General features: G+C 30.4%; 20 protein-coding genes. 10 read left to right on the forward strand and 10 right to left on the reverse strand.

Going from position 1 to position 14,487, the window contains the following annotated elements; genetic code table 11:
* Positions 1-195 precede the first annotated feature (195 nt).
* The 9 genes from NMK29_RS16405 to NMK29_RS16445 all read left to right on the forward strand — a co-directional run bounded on the left by NMK29_RS16405 (position 196) and on the right by NMK29_RS16445 (position 6,877).
* Positions 196-1,044, forward strand: coding sequence for a universal stress protein (locus tag NMK29_RS16405; RefSeq protein ID WP_108801963.1), 849 nt, complete (start codon positions 196-198; stop codon positions 1,042-1,044).
* Positions 1,045-1,056: 12 nt separating this feature from the next.
* Positions 1,057-1,965 (forward strand): universal stress protein, encoded by a 909-nt coding sequence (locus NMK29_RS16410; protein ID WP_108801964.1) that lies wholly within the window; start codon positions 1,057-1,059, stop codon positions 1,963-1,965.
* 29 nt (positions 1,966-1,994) lie between these two features.
* Positions 1,995-2,846, forward strand: a complete 852-nt coding sequence (locus NMK29_RS16415) for a universal stress protein (protein ID WP_108801965.1) — start codon at positions 1,995-1,997, stop codon at positions 2,844-2,846.
* A gap of 129 nt (positions 2,847-2,975) precedes the next feature.
* Entirely contained in the window at positions 2,976-3,824 is an 849-nt protein-coding gene (locus NMK29_RS16420) for a universal stress protein (RefSeq protein WP_108801966.1), read from the forward strand.
* A 67-nt stretch (positions 3,825-3,891) separates the two neighbouring features.
* Positions 3,892-4,245, forward strand: coding sequence for a universal stress protein (locus NMK29_RS16425; protein WP_254097233.1), 354 nt, complete (start codon positions 3,892-3,894; stop codon positions 4,243-4,245).
* Positions 4,205-4,744 carry a universal stress protein gene (locus NMK29_RS16430; RefSeq protein ID WP_254097235.1) on the forward strand — a complete coding sequence of 180 codons (540 nt, stop codon included), beginning with the start codon at positions 4,205-4,207 and terminating at the stop codon, positions 4,742-4,744. The genes NMK29_RS16425 and NMK29_RS16430 overlap by 41 nt, the downstream gene beginning before the upstream one ends.
* A gap of 12 nt (positions 4,745-4,756) precedes the next feature.
* Entirely contained in the window at positions 4,757-5,194 is a 438-nt protein-coding gene (locus NMK29_RS16435) for a hypothetical protein (protein ID WP_108801968.1), read from the forward strand.
* A 35-nt stretch (positions 5,195-5,229) separates the two neighbouring features.
* The gene (locus NMK29_RS16440; protein ID WP_108801969.1) at positions 5,230-5,901 is read left to right on the forward strand and encodes a hypothetical protein; all 672 of its coding nucleotides are present in this window, start codon (positions 5,230-5,232) and stop codon (positions 5,899-5,901) included.
* Positions 5,870-6,877, forward strand: a complete 1,008-nt coding sequence (locus tag NMK29_RS16445; protein ID WP_234424207.1) for a 2-hydroxyacid dehydrogenase — start codon at positions 5,870-5,872, stop codon at positions 6,875-6,877. Before NMK29_RS16440 ends, NMK29_RS16445 begins: the two co-directional genes overlap by 32 nt.
* Here NMK29_RS16445 and NMK29_RS16450 read toward each other — a convergent pair.
* The 4 genes from NMK29_RS16450 to NMK29_RS16465 all read right to left on the reverse strand — a co-directional run bounded on the left by NMK29_RS16450 (position 6,874) and on the right by NMK29_RS16465 (position 8,693).
* Positions 6,874-7,287: a DUF6691 family protein gene (locus NMK29_RS16450; protein ID WP_108801970.1), complete on the reverse strand. Its 414-nt coding sequence runs from the start codon at positions 7,285-7,287 to the stop codon at positions 6,874-6,876. The two genes, NMK29_RS16445 and NMK29_RS16450, sit on opposite strands and share 4 nt — an antisense overlap.
* A gap of 4 nt (positions 7,288-7,291) precedes the next feature.
* Positions 7,292-7,849, reverse strand: a complete 558-nt coding sequence (locus NMK29_RS16455; protein ID WP_108801971.1) for a YeeE/YedE family protein — start codon at positions 7,847-7,849, stop codon at positions 7,292-7,294.
* 98 nt (positions 7,850-7,947) lie between these two features.
* Positions 7,948-8,403: an isoprenylcysteine carboxylmethyltransferase family protein gene (locus tag NMK29_RS16460; RefSeq protein WP_108801972.1), complete on the reverse strand. Its 456-nt coding sequence runs from the start codon at positions 8,401-8,403 to the stop codon at positions 7,948-7,950.
* A gap of 83 nt (positions 8,404-8,486) precedes the next feature.
* Positions 8,487-8,693, reverse strand: a complete 207-nt coding sequence (locus tag NMK29_RS16465; RefSeq protein WP_108801973.1) for a DUF2892 domain-containing protein — start codon at positions 8,691-8,693, stop codon at positions 8,487-8,489.
* A 200-nt stretch (positions 8,694-8,893) separates the two neighbouring features.
* Between NMK29_RS16465 and NMK29_RS16470 the strand changes: the two genes are divergently transcribed.
* Positions 8,894-9,499 carry a bifunctional 2-polyprenyl-6-hydroxyphenol methylase/3-demethylubiquinol 3-O-methyltransferase UbiG gene (locus tag NMK29_RS16470; protein WP_234424208.1) on the forward strand — a complete coding sequence of 202 codons (606 nt, stop codon included), beginning with the start codon at positions 8,894-8,896 and terminating at the stop codon, positions 9,497-9,499.
* Between the two features lie 6 nt (positions 9,500-9,505).
* On the opposite strand, the gene NMK29_RS16475 is transcribed toward NMK29_RS16470, so the two are convergent.
* The 6 genes from NMK29_RS16475 to NMK29_RS16500 all read right to left on the reverse strand — a co-directional run bounded on the left by NMK29_RS16475 (position 9,506) and on the right by NMK29_RS16500 (position 14,415).
* Positions 9,506-10,105 (reverse strand): Crp/Fnr family transcriptional regulator, encoded by a 600-nt coding sequence (locus NMK29_RS16475; RefSeq protein WP_234424209.1) that lies wholly within the window; start codon positions 10,103-10,105, stop codon positions 9,506-9,508.
* Positions 10,106-10,198: 93 nt separating this feature from the next.
* On the reverse strand, positions 10,199-10,630 hold the full coding sequence (locus tag NMK29_RS16480; RefSeq protein ID WP_234424210.1) for a rhodanese-like domain-containing protein: 432 nt from the start codon (positions 10,628-10,630) through the stop codon (positions 10,199-10,201).
* Between the two features lie 72 nt (positions 10,631-10,702).
* A complete protein-coding gene (locus tag NMK29_RS16485) occupies positions 10,703-11,335 on the reverse strand; it encodes a Crp/Fnr family transcriptional regulator (protein WP_108801976.1) in 633 nt (210 codons plus the stop codon).
* A gap of 20 nt (positions 11,336-11,355) precedes the next feature.
* The gene (locus tag NMK29_RS16490) at positions 11,356-12,126 is read right to left on the reverse strand and encodes a patatin-like phospholipase family protein (protein WP_108801977.1); all 771 of its coding nucleotides are present in this window, start codon (positions 12,124-12,126) and stop codon (positions 11,356-11,358) included.
* Positions 12,127-12,137: 11 nt separating this feature from the next.
* A complete protein-coding gene (gene cls, locus NMK29_RS16495; RefSeq protein WP_108801978.1) occupies positions 12,138-13,559 on the reverse strand; it encodes a cardiolipin synthase in 1,422 nt (473 codons plus the stop codon).
* A gap of 19 nt (positions 13,560-13,578) precedes the next feature.
* The gene (locus NMK29_RS16500) at positions 13,579-14,415 is read right to left on the reverse strand and encodes a universal stress protein (protein WP_108801979.1); all 837 of its coding nucleotides are present in this window, start codon (positions 14,413-14,415) and stop codon (positions 13,579-13,581) included.
* Between the last annotated feature and the right edge of the window lie 72 nt (positions 14,416-14,487).

A 14,487-nucleotide genomic window follows, 5' to 3' on the forward strand; every position in this document is an offset into this window, starting at 1 on the left:
TATTAACACCAACGATGTAGTAATAATTTACCTCTCTACATAAACGAGAAGGAATTTATTTAAACCTCTAAAAATCAAATAAACAAACCCTTTTCTATTCGTTTAAAGAAATAGATAACTGACAAAAGTCATAGTTTCTAAACCTGCTCTTTTCTAGCTTTGAGTTAACAAATAACAACACTAATAGTTAGGATAATGAGAAAAATATTAATCCCTACAGATTTTTCAGAAAATGCAATGAATGCGATTCGATATGCAGTCGAGCTATTTAAGTATGAAAAAAGTGAATTTTTAATCTTTCATGCCTATGCAGATGAAGTATATGATCATAACAAACTAGCTTCTCGTTTGGATTTAGAAGAATTGAAAAAAAAGACACTCGATAATTCTGATTCAACATTAGCCAAAATACTATTTGAACTGCAGATGATTTCTCCAAACCCAAGACATACTTATAAAACTTTATCAATTTTTGGAACACTCATCGATGAAGCTAATGAACTCGTGGAACAAGAAAATATCGATATCATTATTATGGGTACCAAAGGCAAAACAGATGATCGTGACATCACCTTTGGGAGTAACACTTTACAAGTACTTAAATATGTAAAAAGCCCCGTATTAGTAATACCTGAAGTTTGTAAATACGAGCAACCAAGAAACATTCTCTTCCCAACGGATTATATGTTACCCTATAAAAGACGAGAATTAAAACTACTTAGCACATTGACTAAAAGTTTTAGATCTACAATTAATTTTTTGCACGTATCTAAGTATGAGAAACTATCTATTAGACAAGAAGATAATAAAGAATTTATAAGAGAAAGCTTACCAGATACGGAGGTGTTATTTCATACTGTCGATGACAAAAATATTACTAAGGCTATTAATTTATTTATTAAAGAAAATAAAATCAACCTATTAGTAATGGTAAACTCCAGACATTCATACCTGGAATGTGTATTATATCAATCCACTATCGACAAGATCGGATTACACATAAAAATACCTTTTCTAACCTTGCAAAATTTACAACGAAATTAAAACAATTGAATTATGAAACGGATTCTATTACCAACTGATTTTTCTGATAACGCATATAATGCGATACGATATGCCATGCAATTTTTCAGAAATGAAGAATGCACATTTTATCTACTTCACACCTTTACACCAGCATCGTATACTATTGGATATCTTATAGAAAATCCAATGCCATATGGATTGGAAGATATCGCAATGATGAACTCTAATAAAGAGATCGAACATATTGAAACTAAAGCAAAAGAGGAGTTCAATAATCCAAAACATAGTTTTGAAAGAATTTCTGCTTTCAATATGTTAATCAATGAGATTAAAGATACTGTAGATCGCTATGATATTGATTTAATAGTAATGGGAACCAAGGGGACAACAGGGGCCAAAGAGATATTTATAGGAACTCATACCATGTATACCATCAAAAATGTAACATGTCCTGTATTAGCAGTACCTTCTGGTTTCGAATTTGAAGAACCAAAAGAAATTCTGTTCCCTACAGATTATTACCTTAGTCCAACTAACAAATATATTCCTTTTATAAAAGAGATATGCAATAACCACACTTCAAGACTCCATGTACTTAATGCATATTATGGGATTCCTTTAAATCAAAATCAAGAAAATATAAAAGATTTTATAGATACCTATTTTACAGACAATGCACATATTTTTCATATTTCCGATGGTATGGATGTTATAGAAGCAATTGAAGATTTCCAAAAAATGAATATCATAAATATGCTAGTTATGGTGCATAACAAGCATTCCTTTTTTGAGAACTTATTGTTTAAACCTGTTATCAATCAAATTGCACATCACGCAAATATCCCTTTTTTAATAATTCCTTCAGAAAAAAGAATAGGAACAGATAAAAAAAATAGCCAAAACAGAAAAAAGGAGAATCAAGATATGGTTGTAGAATAATCCGACCATTAACAATATTATTTAGAACAATGAAAAAAGTATTAGTTACAACTGATTTTTCTAAAAAAGCTTGGAATGCTCTTGTATATGCAACTGAATTATACAAGAGCATTCCCTGTGAGTTTTACATTCTTAATACATATGATCTTAATGCAGCTCAACTAGTAACTACAGTAAGTTCGCAAAGAGTAGGTCATTTCTATACGTCTATTAAGATCAATTCGCAAGAACGATTAAAAACAATTTTAAAAGACATAAAAGACCTCTCAATTTCTAAAAATCATACACTTCAAACAGTTTCTAAACCTGGTATATTGGCCAAAGTTTTAGAACAAATGACTGCACAGTATAAATTTGATATCATCCTGATGGGCTCCAGAGCAATTATAAGTTCAAAGCATTTTTTTATAGGTAGTAATATTAACCAGACATTAGAAAGTGAATTTAATTGTCCCATACTTATAATCCCAGAAGGCGCTAATTTTAACGGAATCAAAAACATTGCATTTGCTACAAATTTTGAAAGAATATATTATAAATCAGAAATAAAGCCAATAGTTGATTTAGCAAAAAATAATAACGCTACTGTAGAAATGATCCACGTACATGATCAATCAAAGCTAAATACTGTACAACATTATAACACCAATACTCTCGAAGGTTTTTTTAAAAATGTAAACTTCAATTTTCAGGTAATACCGAAATCTTCTAATGTAGAAAATGGGATCCAATCTTTTATAGAAAACCTAGAAATAGATCTATTAGCAATGATTATCTATAAACATAATTTTATGGAACGCTTAACCAGAGAATCAGTTGTCAAAAAAATTACATCACACACTAAAATTCCCATTTTAGTCATTCCTGCCGATCATATATAATCATCGAAATATGTATTTGGATAACTAAGTCATAAATTGATTTTATATTTCACCCCAAGTATGAGAATTGTCATAGTATTCTGAGTGTTTTAGAAATACTTTTATCGTAGATCTATAAAACAAAAAAAGATGAAAAGAATACTTGTTCCCACAGATTTTTCAAACAATGCATACAGTGCTCTTTTTTATGCTACAAGATTATTTCAGAATCAGCCTTGTCAATTTTATATACTAAATACTTTCGAAGTTAACACACCACTACTTACTGGAAGAATTGATACTAGCAAAGGAGATGATTTATATCAAGAGTTAAGCACTAAGTCCAGTGACTCCCTAGCAACAACATTCCATTCAATTGTAAGAGATTCCGAAGATTTTAAACATACTTTCGAAACGATCTCTATTTCAAAAGGTTTGACTGAAACCATTAATAAAACGATCAAAAATAAAGACATTGATTTAGTAGTTATGGGTACAAAAGGCGTTACAAATACTACTACTCTTTTTATGGGAAGTAACACCGTAAAGGTGATACAACAAATAAAAAAATGCCCTGTTTTAATTGTTCCCAATGAGTTTGATTTCCAAAAACCCTTGGACATCGCTTTCCCTACTGATTTTAAACGGTTTTATCTAGAAAAAGAAATAAGGCCTTTATTAGGTATTGTGTCCTTATTTAATTCTAATCTGCGAATTTTTCATATCAATGAAGAAAATAAATTAGACGACATACAAGAATACAACTATAACATGTTAAAGAAACATCTTATAAATTTTACGCACAGTATTCATTGGATTTCTAAAACCGGGCAAAAAACTACATTAATCAATGATTTTATTGATGAATTTGATATCAATTTAGTCATTATGATTAATTATAAACATAGTTTAATAGAAAACATAACTCACGAACCGGTTATCAAAAAAATAGGGTTCCATCCATCTGTCCCGTTTTTAGTAATCCCTGATATGATCTGACAAATGTCATAGTTTTTAGCTAAAGTAGCTTATATATTTATCTCATTAATCTTTAAAAACTTATCTAATGAAAAAGAAAATTTTATTACCAACAGATTTTTCTAAAAACGCTTGGAACGCGATAAGTTATGCAATTGAATTATATAAAAATGAAGAATGTGATTTTTACATTCTCAATGTTTTTAATGCTACGGGATACGCCTTAGAAAGTATGATGATTCCAGAACCTGGAGAAAAGATCTATGAAGAAGCAAAGGAGAAATCAGAAAAGGGATTAGAAAAAATATTAAAACGTCTTTCTTTTAGAGATGATTCTTCTAATCACAAGTTTATTATGATCTCTCAATTTAATAGTTTGCTCGATGGTATAAAAAACTATCGTGGACAAACAAGATATCGAAATGATCATTATGGGAACTAAAGGAGCTACAAATGCTAGTGATATAATTTATGGTAGTAACACTGTTTTGGTCATGGAAAAAATAAGAACCTGTCCTGTAATGGCAATCCCAGAAGATGTGCTCTATACGGAACCAAAAGAGATTGTGTTTCCTACTGATTATAAAATGCAGGTAAAACGTAGAGAACTACAATATCTAATAGAAATTGCTAAAATTAGCAATGCAGCTATACGCTTTTTACATGTTTCTAAAGAAGACTCCTTGGATGAAGAGCAATTAAACAATCAAAACTTATTAAAAGAGTATTTTGAACATATCCCTCATACATTTCACACGCTACATAATGTAGATGTAAAAGGAGGACTCAGTGCTTTTGTAGAAAGTAGAAATAGTGATCTGATTACTTTTATAAACAGGAAACATTCTTTCTTCGGAAGTATATTTTCTAGACCTATGGTCAAAAATTTAGGATACTATTCTAAAGTACCAGTACTAGCGTTACACGATATTAAAAATTAACACCCAACAATTATGAAAAACGTAGGAATATGGATGGATAAGGAAAAAGCTTATATCATCAACGTAAAAGAAAATAACGAAGAAATGACAACAATTTTTTCTGAAATAGAAGATTATCGAATTCATGGAGGTTCTGGAACTAGAATGAAAGGTGGACCACAAGATGTTGTTCAGGACAGCAAATTCTTAGAACGCGAAAAACATCAATTCAAATCTTATTTTAAAAAGATCATTCCTCTTATTAAGAACTCTGATACTATAGTGATTTATGGACCCGCCGAAGCTGGTGAAAAATTCAAAAAAGAAATAGATGAAAATTATAGAGACCTCAGCAAAAAGGTAAAAGCTGTTCTTAAATCAGATAGCTTGACTGAGAACCAAACCAAAGCTTTGATAAGAGATTATTTTAAAAAAAATAAAGCAAAGTATAATACAATTAAGGAATTCTAATAACTCATGTCTTTTTTCACTTAAATTTAAGACCTATGAATACGCTAAATAAAGTATACTTAACAATTATAGTTATAATTTTAACCAGTTGCTCATCCAGCGAACTTGTAGAAGTTTGGAAAAATCCAGATATAGATAGTTTTGAAGCTAATAAAGTATTGGTGATAGGAATTACCTCTGACATTGATGCACGAAAGGTATTCGAAAAGAAACTTACCGCTTCACTTAAGAAAAACGGTGTCAAATCAGAAAAAAGCATTGATTTCTTTGAAAAATCATTCACCAATTCGCCAAAAACCGAAAAAGAACTACTAGCTATGGAAAGTAAACTTCTGGAAGCAGGTTTTGATGCTATCCTATTATCAAAAGTAGTTGCTATAGAGGATAAAGTAACGGTAGTAAATGCCTACCGAAATATGGATAAAGATTTTAGAAACTTTAAAGATGATTATTATCAAAACCAAAGTATCTATTATGAAAATGACTACTACGAGGAATATGAAATTTATCACGCAGAAACCTCCTTATATTGTATCTGTCCAGATAAAGAAAGAGAATTAATCTGGAAAGGATCTATTGATATTACAGAACCAGAAAACATAAAAAAAGCGACCGGAGATTATATAAAAGTGTTGATTTGGGCGCTTAAAGGTCAAAAATTATTAATAGTTGAAGATGAAATCACCAATGAAGATATTGATCTATAGTGCTAAAGATTTTGAAATTCCATTTCTTGAAAAAGCAAATAAGAATGTTTACCAAATAAAATACATTCCGGAAAGATTAACTTCTAAAACAGCTATGATGGCTTTAGGATTTGATGTGATTTCTATTTTTTCTGCAGATGATGGTACTTCCAAAACATTAGAGTTATTAAAAGAGTTTGGAATTAAACATATTACTTTAAGATCCGCCGGTTATGATAACATTCATTTAAAAACAGCAAAAAAACTGGGTATTAAAGTTGCCAATACTCCAGATTACTCACCTAACGCGATTGCAGAACATGCGATCGCTCTATTATTAGCATTAAATCGCAAACTGATGATCTCAAACCAACAGTTCCTTAATTATAATTTTTCTCTTAGTAATTTAATTGGGTTTGATCTCTATAATAAAACTGTTGGTATTATAGGAACCGGAAGAATTGGAAAAATAATTGCAACTATTTTAGTTGGATTTGGATGCAAAGTAATCGCGACTGATACTAATGAGGATAGTTGCTTTGCAAAAAAAAATAACATTCAATATGTATCATTAGAAGATTTATGTCAAAAATCGGATGTTATTATGCTAAGTGTACCTCTTAATTCTACAACTAATTATATGATTAATACAGCTCTTATTAAACTCATGAAAAGAGAGGTCTATATTATAAATATTGCTAGAGGCGCGATAGTAAAAACATTAGACTTAATAGAAGCTCTAAAATGGGATAGAATTGCTGCTTATGCCGCTGATGTATATGAATATGAGCACAATTTATTTTTCTATAATCATTCTAACGATAAACCAGATGACTCCTTATTACAACAGCTTATAGACTTACCTAATGTTTTAATGACGCCACATCAGGCATTTGCAACTACAGAAGCATTAACTAACATTGCAGAAACGACTTTTTATAATATTGACTGTTGGCAGCAGAATAAGGTTTCTAAGAATGAGCTTTTTTATAATTAGTGAGGTAACTTATCTTTTATCAAACCGTATAAAAATGTTCCTAAAATTGAGGCCAAGATCACTATAATAATTGGTAGATAACCAGCACCCATCAAAACAAACATTGGACCTGGACAAGCTCCTGCAAGTGCCCATCCTAAACCAAAAATAATACCACCAAACATATAACGGAAAAAACTTCTTTCTTTGGATGAAATGACAATTTGATTTCCCGAAAAAGACTTTATCTTTTTTCTTTTAATAATTTGAACTACTATAATACCAAGTCCAATAGCTGATCCTATAATTCCATACATATGAAATGATGCAAACTGAAACATTTCATAAATTCTAAACCAAGAAGCCGCTTCGGACTTAAAAAGAACAATTCCGAAAAAAACACCAATAATTAAATATATAATTGTGCGCATCTGTTTAAAATATTAAAGGGAATATTATATGTACCATGATCAAACCTCCTATAAAAAAACCGATAACAGCAATTAGAGAAGGTACTTGTAAATCACTCAATCCAGAAATAGCGTGACCAGAAGTACAACCACCAGCATAACGAGTACCAAAACCAACTAAGATCCCTCCAATAATTAGGATCAGTAAACTTTTGAAATCTAAAAAGGCCCCATCAGAAAATAGTAGAGCAGGCATGTAACTCTCTCCTGCATCTAAAAAACCTTTGGAAATAAGATCGCTCTTAACTTCTGAATTTAAATGAATTTCTGTGTCAACCGATAAATAATTATTGGCTATAAAACCTCCTAAGATCATACCGGCAACAACAACTAAATTCCAGCGCTGTGCTTTCCAATCAAATCTAAAAAAACCTGCAACTTTTCCTGCTCCACAAACAGTACAAATTGTTCTTAGGTTTGATGACATTCCTAATTTTTTTCCTGTTATAAGCAGTAAAACCATAACCACGGTAATTAATGGACCTGAAACATACCAAGGCCAAGGTTGAAATATCCAATTCATTGTACAATTCAATTTTATACAAACAACTCAAATCATATCTAAAAAGTCAGTAACCTTTGTTACACTGGATAGATCTTTTTGCTTATTTACTAAAAAAATCAGAAAAACTTTGGTAGAAAACGGCTTGTAGTTTTCTTATATGCTTCATACTCTGAAAAAAAGCCAAGTAGTTTCTTTTCTTCGTATTTTGATTTAAAATAAAAAAGCACGAAAATAAAAGTAGTTATCATCAATTTAAAAATAGATCCTATATAAAACCCATACCCGAATGCAATGCCTAATATCCCTGTATAAATAGGATGTCTCATAAATTTATAAAGACCTGTCTTAATCAATTTTGAATTTAATTTTGGTGTTGGAAAAGGTGATAGGTTTTTATTTAACTGTACTAAAGAAACTAACACAATTAAAATGCCCATAATAAGTATAAACAAACCTGTTTTATCTAGAAATGGTAACCAACTTACACTTACTATTTTTAGATCAATTATGTATACTAAAAAGAGTACAAACTGGATAAAAACGAAAAGAAAATCCTTGTTTTCTAATTTCATAATTTAAAAATATAGAATAGTATCTAAAAAAAACCTGCCATTTAAGTATATGGCAGGTTTGTAAGCAACATTATTAATCAAGTTTAGTTCTTTACTTTACAGGTATTTAAACCTACAAGTGAATATAAAGGGCAAAAACTAACAAAACCAGTCACAGCAAATATTCCTGCTAATCCCAATAAAACATATGCCACTGTACCCTGAATAATATTAAAATAATAAAGTAACGCAATTGTAACAGCAACAATCAATCTCAGAATACGATCGGTATTTCCCATGTTCTTTTTCATAGTTTATAATATAAAATTAGATTTTAAAGAATTCAATAAGAAGAATTATTATGGTTGTAATGCTTATGCATAATAAACAGACAATTAAAAATTTAATCCCCTTACGTATTTTCATCCTCAATATTTTGAGTTATTGATGAACAAATTTATCTTAGAAGAAGAATAAAAACTGTGACAAATGTTACAACTAAGTATATTTTATGATGACCATTCAAAACTTAAGATCAGAACTGGGTAATATCGATATCTACTTATTAGATCAATTATTAAAAGATAGGTATTCATCACAAGATAAGATCTTGGATGCTGGATGTGGCAGTGGTAGAAACATACATTGGTTCTATAAAAATAAGTTTAATATCTATGGAGTAGATCGAGATGTAGAACAGATCAAATATATAAAAAGTATATATCCTGATTGGGATACTAAATTTGGTGTATCCTCTTTAGAAACACTCAAATATGAGGATGATTTTTTTGATCATATTATTTGCAGCGCTGTGCTACATTTTGCTTCTGGTACAGATCACTTTACAGCTATGTTTTCAGAACTTATACGTGTCTTGAAACCAACAGGAACTCTATTTATAAGAATGACATCTAACATTGGAATAAAAGACAACATATCGCATATAAATGAAGGTGTATATCGGTTAGGAGATGAGTCGGATCGATTTTTACTTACTCCAGAGTTACTCACTTCTATTATGAATGATCATAAATTGTCATTTTTAGAACCTCTAAAATCTACCAATGTACACGATCTAAGATCCATGTCTACATTAGTACTTCAGAAAAATAATTAAACACATCTAAGTCGAGGCAATTAATTCAATAGCGCCTTGTTTTAAAAATATATGCCCTTCTTGTTCTAACTTTTTTAGTAATCGAGATATCACCTCTCTAGAAGATCCTAGATCATGGGCTATGTGTTGATGTGTTGTATTAAGGATATTTCGACCTTTTAACTTAGCTTCTTTTTTTAAATACTCTAACAACCTTTTATCTTTATTAGAAAATGTCAAAATTTCTATAACATCTAATAATTCTTCAAATTTAAGATTAAAGAGGTCATATATAAACTCATTCCATTTTGGATATTTTTTTGCAATTGCTAATGCCTTATCTGCTGGTATGACTACCACCTCAGAATCTTCTTCGATCACCGCTTTTACCTGACTTTCCTGATTACGTATTAAAGTAGTAACTGACATTACACAACTTTCTCCTGGCTGTATGTAATACAATAAAACCTCGTTTCCGTTAATTGGTTCTTCTTTAAATACTTTTGCTAAACCTGATATCAATAGTGGGATGACTTTAATATATGCACCTTGTCTAAGAATAACCGTGCCTGCATCAAATTTATGAATACTACTAATTTCTACAAGCTCTTTCTTTAAATCTGGCATTGTAGTTAATTTTGGAAAATAAGTATCTAAAGCTTCAGAAATCAATGGTTTTTATTTTTTACTAATTTAATCAATAATTGATTCTGTATTATATCATTTTTCTGAATACGCACTCCAAGCTTTATATCCTCCCTTGAAGTCATATATCTTATTAAAACCTAGTGTAACCAATAATTTAGCAGCCCTATGACTTCTCCAACCAGAATAACAATAGATGAATACTGGTTTTTCTTTATTTAATTTTTGAAATTCTAAAGCAAATTTCTCTCTATCTTCAAAACTAATATTAATTGCGTCATCAATATAACCTTCAGTATATTCTTTAATAGTCCTTATATCGATAAGTTGCACATCCTTATTTATCGCTTGATCGACTAGCGTATTGATATCGATAATGTTAATTTTATTATTCTCTTTTATGGCATTAGGCTTTTCAGTTTTAAAATTTTGCTGCGAAAAACCTACCGAAACAGATAATAGTAACATTAAATGAATAATATACGATACCTCGTTAAATTTTGTCATTGATTTCCCAAACATTTTTGTAAACATACCATCAAGATAAGAGAATCACAGTAACAATAGTCACTTAATTTTTTAAAGATCTAAAACCGTAATGCTATTTCGATGTAATTGTATCTTTCCTTCTATTTCTAATTTTTTCAATAATCTAGATATTACAACTCTAGAAGTATGTAAATCATATGCGATTTCTTGATGTGTATTGTGCAATATATTATCCTTATTAACTTTCGCTTTATCATTCAAGTATTTTAAGAGCCTCTTATCCATTTTAAGAAAAGCTATACTATCTATTGTCTCAATTGCTTCCATCAATCTTTTATGATAACTTTCGAAAACGAAGTTTCTCCACGAAGTATATTTTTTCGTCCATTCTTCCATTTTGCTTACAGGAATCATAACAAGTTTAGAATCCATCTCAGCAATTGCCTTGATTTCACTTTTATGATGACCGATACAGCAAGATAATGTCATGGCACACGTATCTCCTTTTTCTAAAAAGTATAGTAATAACTCATCCCCTTCTTTATCTTCTCTTAATATTTTAATAGCTCCATGAATGATTAATGGCATTGATTTGATATAACTACCTGGTTTTATTAAGGCTGCTCCTTCTGTAACTTCTTTAATGGTAGAAACGTTATTAATCTCTTCTAAAAGCTCATTTTCAAAAAGGTGTGCATAATTATTCTTAAGTTCCTGAATCATTCTTCTAATTACTGCTATTTCTAATTCTTTGCGTACAATTCTAATTGTTGTTTTGCTTCTTGATAGCCTAACTCAAAAATCTGATCCAAATTAGTACTACTAAAAATCCCGTGACTTGTAAGTTTTTTCGGTTGAATCACTAAGTCACATTCTTCAAATTTTGTTTCAGAATTAGGCATGGCTCTTAAATAATATGCTCGTTGCATCACATTATACGCATGCTTAAAATCTGTTAACTTAGGTTTTCTAATTGGAGTAACATCAATCCCAATGATCATATCACATTGTTTTTTTATTGGCATGATCGGAAAATTATCTAAAATCCCACCATCAGAATATAACTGATCTCCAATCTGTATTGGAGAAAACACCCCCGGAAAAGCAGCTGAAGCTAGTATGGGTTTAATCAACTCTCCCTCATTAAAAACCATTACAGTTCCTGTAAGAAGATTGGTAGCAGTCACAAAAAGTTTTTTCTCTAGGCTTTCAAAAGAATTATCATCAAAATAATTTATCAGATCATCATAGAATTTTTCAGAATCTAGAAAACCTGCCTTTCTTCTGGTAAATCGATTAAACTTAAACAAGGGAGTTTTACTAAAAAAATCTTTTATTTTTTCAATAGAGTGTCCTGCTGCATATAATGATCCTACAATAGCTCCTGCACTGGTTCCAGAAACAAAGTTAGGATGCAAACCTGCTTCTTCAATAGCTTTTATTGCTCCAATATGTGCAACTCCTTTAAAACCTCCTCCAGAAAGTACAAGACCTACATTTTTTACGTCTTTCATCTTTAGATATTTTAAAGAACTGGGCTAAAAATTTTAGCCAATCCTTCTTTTAGTTTTTCAATCCACGGTCTATTGACAAAAGTACTATAGTTTAGCTGAACACTTTGTTTACAATCACTTAAAAAATCATTTTTTAATTCTACAGCAAAAGTATCATCATATATTATCACATTCACTTCATAATTTTGTTCAAAACTTCTGATATCAAGATTAGTAGTACCTACTGAAGAGACTGTATCATCTGCAACTATTGTTTTACTGTGCAAAAAGCCATTAGAAAATAAGTATATTTTAACACCTGCTTCCATCAATCCTTCAAAATAGGATCGTACACACCATCTAACAATTATGTTATCAGAAACTTCCGAAAGCAGTAACCTCACTTCTACTCCGCTCAGCGCTGCAACTTTTAATGCTTCTAATATCGCTTCTCCAGGAATGATATACGGATTGGCTATATACACATAATCTTTAGCTTCATTTATTAGAGAAAAATACATTTGTTGGGTAGAAGAAAAATCCTCATCTGGACCACTGTGAACAGTTTGAGCTGTCATATCTCCTACATCTTCGTAATTAGAGAAATAAGAAGATTGCAAAATGCTTTCATTATTACTAACAAGATACCAATCCATTGCAAAAATAGCTTGTAAGCTATGTATTATTGGCCCTTCTAATTGTAAATGCATATCGTTCCACATTCCCAAATCAGAATCTCCTGTAACATATTTATCAGAAACATTAATACCACCTGTAAACGCTATTTTATTATCAATTACAATAATTTTTCGATGATTACGGTAATTTAATGATGAGAGAAATTTACCGAATTTGATTGGCAAAAACCCATATATTTCAACACCTATATCTTCAAGCTTTTTGATATACTTTTTACTTAGTGATAAACTTCCGATACCATCATATAAAATGCGTATCTGAACACCTTCTTTTACCTTCTGCTCAAAAAGCTCAAAAAGCCCTTCTGCCAATATACCATTCTCAAAAATATAATATTGTAGATGAATAAAATGTTCCGCTTTTTTTAAGCTTTCGAATATCGCGCGGAACGTAGCATTTCCATTTTTAAGAAGTTTTAATTTATTACCCGCACTTGGTGAAAAACCACAATTTTTAGTAATAAGCTCAATTAGTTTTTGATGCTCCAGATACTCAGTTTTCTTTATCTGTTTATAATAGCTTTCTGCTTTCTCTAAATAGGTATTAATTTCATCAGTTCGTTTTAATTGAAATAGCTTGTTTTTTCTTCGGTTTCTGCCTAATAATAAATAAAATAACATTCCTCCAACCGGAATTGTAAAAATAGCTAGTATCCAAGCTAATGTCTTAGTAGGTCGCATCCCATAAAGTATGAGCCTAATAACAATTACTAATCCTGCCAAAAAATATATGATAAGAAAAGTAATGTATATCATTTGCTAATATTTTATAAAATCAATTATGTAGAATAAGCAACGGCACTCTGGTACCGTAGCTAATTTTAGAAGTTTCTGAACCGTAAAAAAAACGTTCCATAAAAGTTTCCTTTTTAATAAACATAGCATTCATATCTACATGCATTATTTGAACAAAACTATCTATAGCTAGTACACTAGGAACATTAGTAATTGAATGAAAGGTATGATTAATATTTTTAAAAAAATCTTTTAATTCTTTCTTATCCTCAAACTCTGCAATAGTTACAATATCATCTTCTTTTATTTTAAGAATTCTTAAAGACGAATTATGCTTAGATAAAGTATCTATAAGAGGTTCTATTCCTTTGGCATTAAAATGGTCATTATCATCGATAGTGTATAATACAGTTTTTAAATTTTCAAAAAGATATCCTTGGGGAATCACAAGAACAGGACAATCTATCTTACGAATAACATTCAGCGTATTACTCCCAAAAACAACCTCTCTCGCTCCAGTAGCTCCATTAGTTCCCATGATAATCAAGTCGATTTTTTTAGCTTTTACAGCTTGTTTAATCGCATCGGTAAAAATATCATAGTCGGTAATTGCCCGAAACGTGTAATTCTGATTTGCAGTGTCTTTCTTAAGTTCTTCTATGAGTTCAACGAGCTTTTGTTTTGATGTATTCACTACAGATTGATGAACAGAGGCGTTCATCGGAGCCGTCATAAGATCATCCGTCATGTATACAGAAGCTTTCTGTACGTTTAGGATATAAAAAGTACATAACTCGTTATTAAAAAACTGCATAGCATAATTAATAGCATTTCTTGAGTTCTCTGAAAAGTCGGTAGGAAGCAGGATATTTTTCATCTTCAAAAGTTTTTATATTCTAAAAGTAGCTGAGATTTTCTTGAAGAACTATGATAATTATCATCGTTAACA

The sequence above is a fragment of the Aquimarina sp. Aq107 genome (assembly GCF_943733665.1).
Classification (GTDB): Bacteria; Bacteroidota; Bacteroidia; order Flavobacteriales; family Flavobacteriaceae; genus Aquimarina.

Excerpts from the sequence above, each read along its gene's own strand:
- NMK29_RS16405 (WP_108801963.1), top strand. The coding sequence starts at position 196 with ATGAGAAAAATATTAATCCCTACAGATTTTTCAGAAAATGCAATGAAT.
- NMK29_RS16410 (WP_108801964.1), top strand. The coding sequence starts at position 1,057 with ATGAAACGGATTCTATTACCAACTGATTTTTCTGATAACGCATATAAT.
- NMK29_RS16415 (WP_108801965.1), top strand. The coding sequence starts at position 1,995 with ATGAAAAAAGTATTAGTTACAACTGATTTTTCTAAAAAAGCTTGGAAT.
- NMK29_RS16420 (WP_108801966.1), top strand. The coding sequence starts at position 2,976 with ATGAAAAGAATACTTGTTCCCACAGATTTTTCAAACAATGCATACAGT.
- NMK29_RS16425 (WP_254097233.1), top strand. The coding sequence starts at position 3,892 with ATGAAAAAGAAAATTTTATTACCAACAGATTTTTCTAAAAACGCTTGG.
- NMK29_RS16435 (WP_108801968.1), top strand. The coding sequence starts at position 4,757 with ATGAAAAACGTAGGAATATGGATGGATAAGGAAAAAGCTTATATCATC.
- NMK29_RS16440 (WP_108801969.1), top strand. The coding sequence starts at position 5,230 with ATGAATACGCTAAATAAAGTATACTTAACAATTATAGTTATAATTTTA.
- NMK29_RS16445 (WP_234424207.1), top strand. The coding sequence starts at position 5,870 with ATGAAATCACCAATGAAGATATTGATCTATAGTGCTAAAGATTTTGAA.
- NMK29_RS16450 (WP_108801970.1), bottom strand. The coding sequence starts at position 7,287 with ATGCGCACAATTATATATTTAATTATTGGTGTTTTTTTCGGAATTGTT.
- NMK29_RS16455 (WP_108801971.1), bottom strand. The coding sequence starts at position 7,849 with ATGAATTGGATATTTCAACCTTGGCCTTGGTATGTTTCAGGTCCATTA.
- NMK29_RS16460 (WP_108801972.1), bottom strand. The coding sequence starts at position 8,403 with ATGAAATTAGAAAACAAGGATTTTCTTTTCGTTTTTATCCAGTTTGTA.
- NMK29_RS16465 (WP_108801973.1), bottom strand. The coding sequence starts at position 8,693 with ATGAAAAAGAACATGGGAAATACCGATCGTATTCTGAGATTGATTGTT.
- NMK29_RS16470 (WP_234424208.1), top strand. The coding sequence starts at position 8,894 with ATGATGACCATTCAAAACTTAAGATCAGAACTGGGTAATATCGATATC.
- NMK29_RS16475 (WP_234424209.1), bottom strand. The coding sequence starts at position 10,105 with ATGCCAGATTTAAAGAAAGAGCTTGTAGAAATTAGTAGTATTCATAAA.
- NMK29_RS16480 (WP_234424210.1), bottom strand. The coding sequence starts at position 10,630 with ATGACAAAATTTAACGAGGTATCGTATATTATTCATTTAATGTTACTA.
- NMK29_RS16485 (WP_108801976.1), bottom strand. The coding sequence starts at position 11,335 with ATGATTCAGGAACTTAAGAATAATTATGCACACCTTTTTGAAAATGAG.
- NMK29_RS16490 (WP_108801977.1), bottom strand. The coding sequence starts at position 12,126 with ATGAAAGACGTAAAAAATGTAGGTCTTGTACTTTCTGGAGGAGGTTTT.
- cls (WP_108801978.1), bottom strand. The coding sequence starts at position 13,559 with ATGATATACATTACTTTTCTTATCATATATTTTTTGGCAGGATTAGTA.
- NMK29_RS16500 (WP_108801979.1), bottom strand. The coding sequence starts at position 14,415 with ATGAAAAATATCCTGCTTCCTACCGACTTTTCAGAGAACTCAAGAAAT.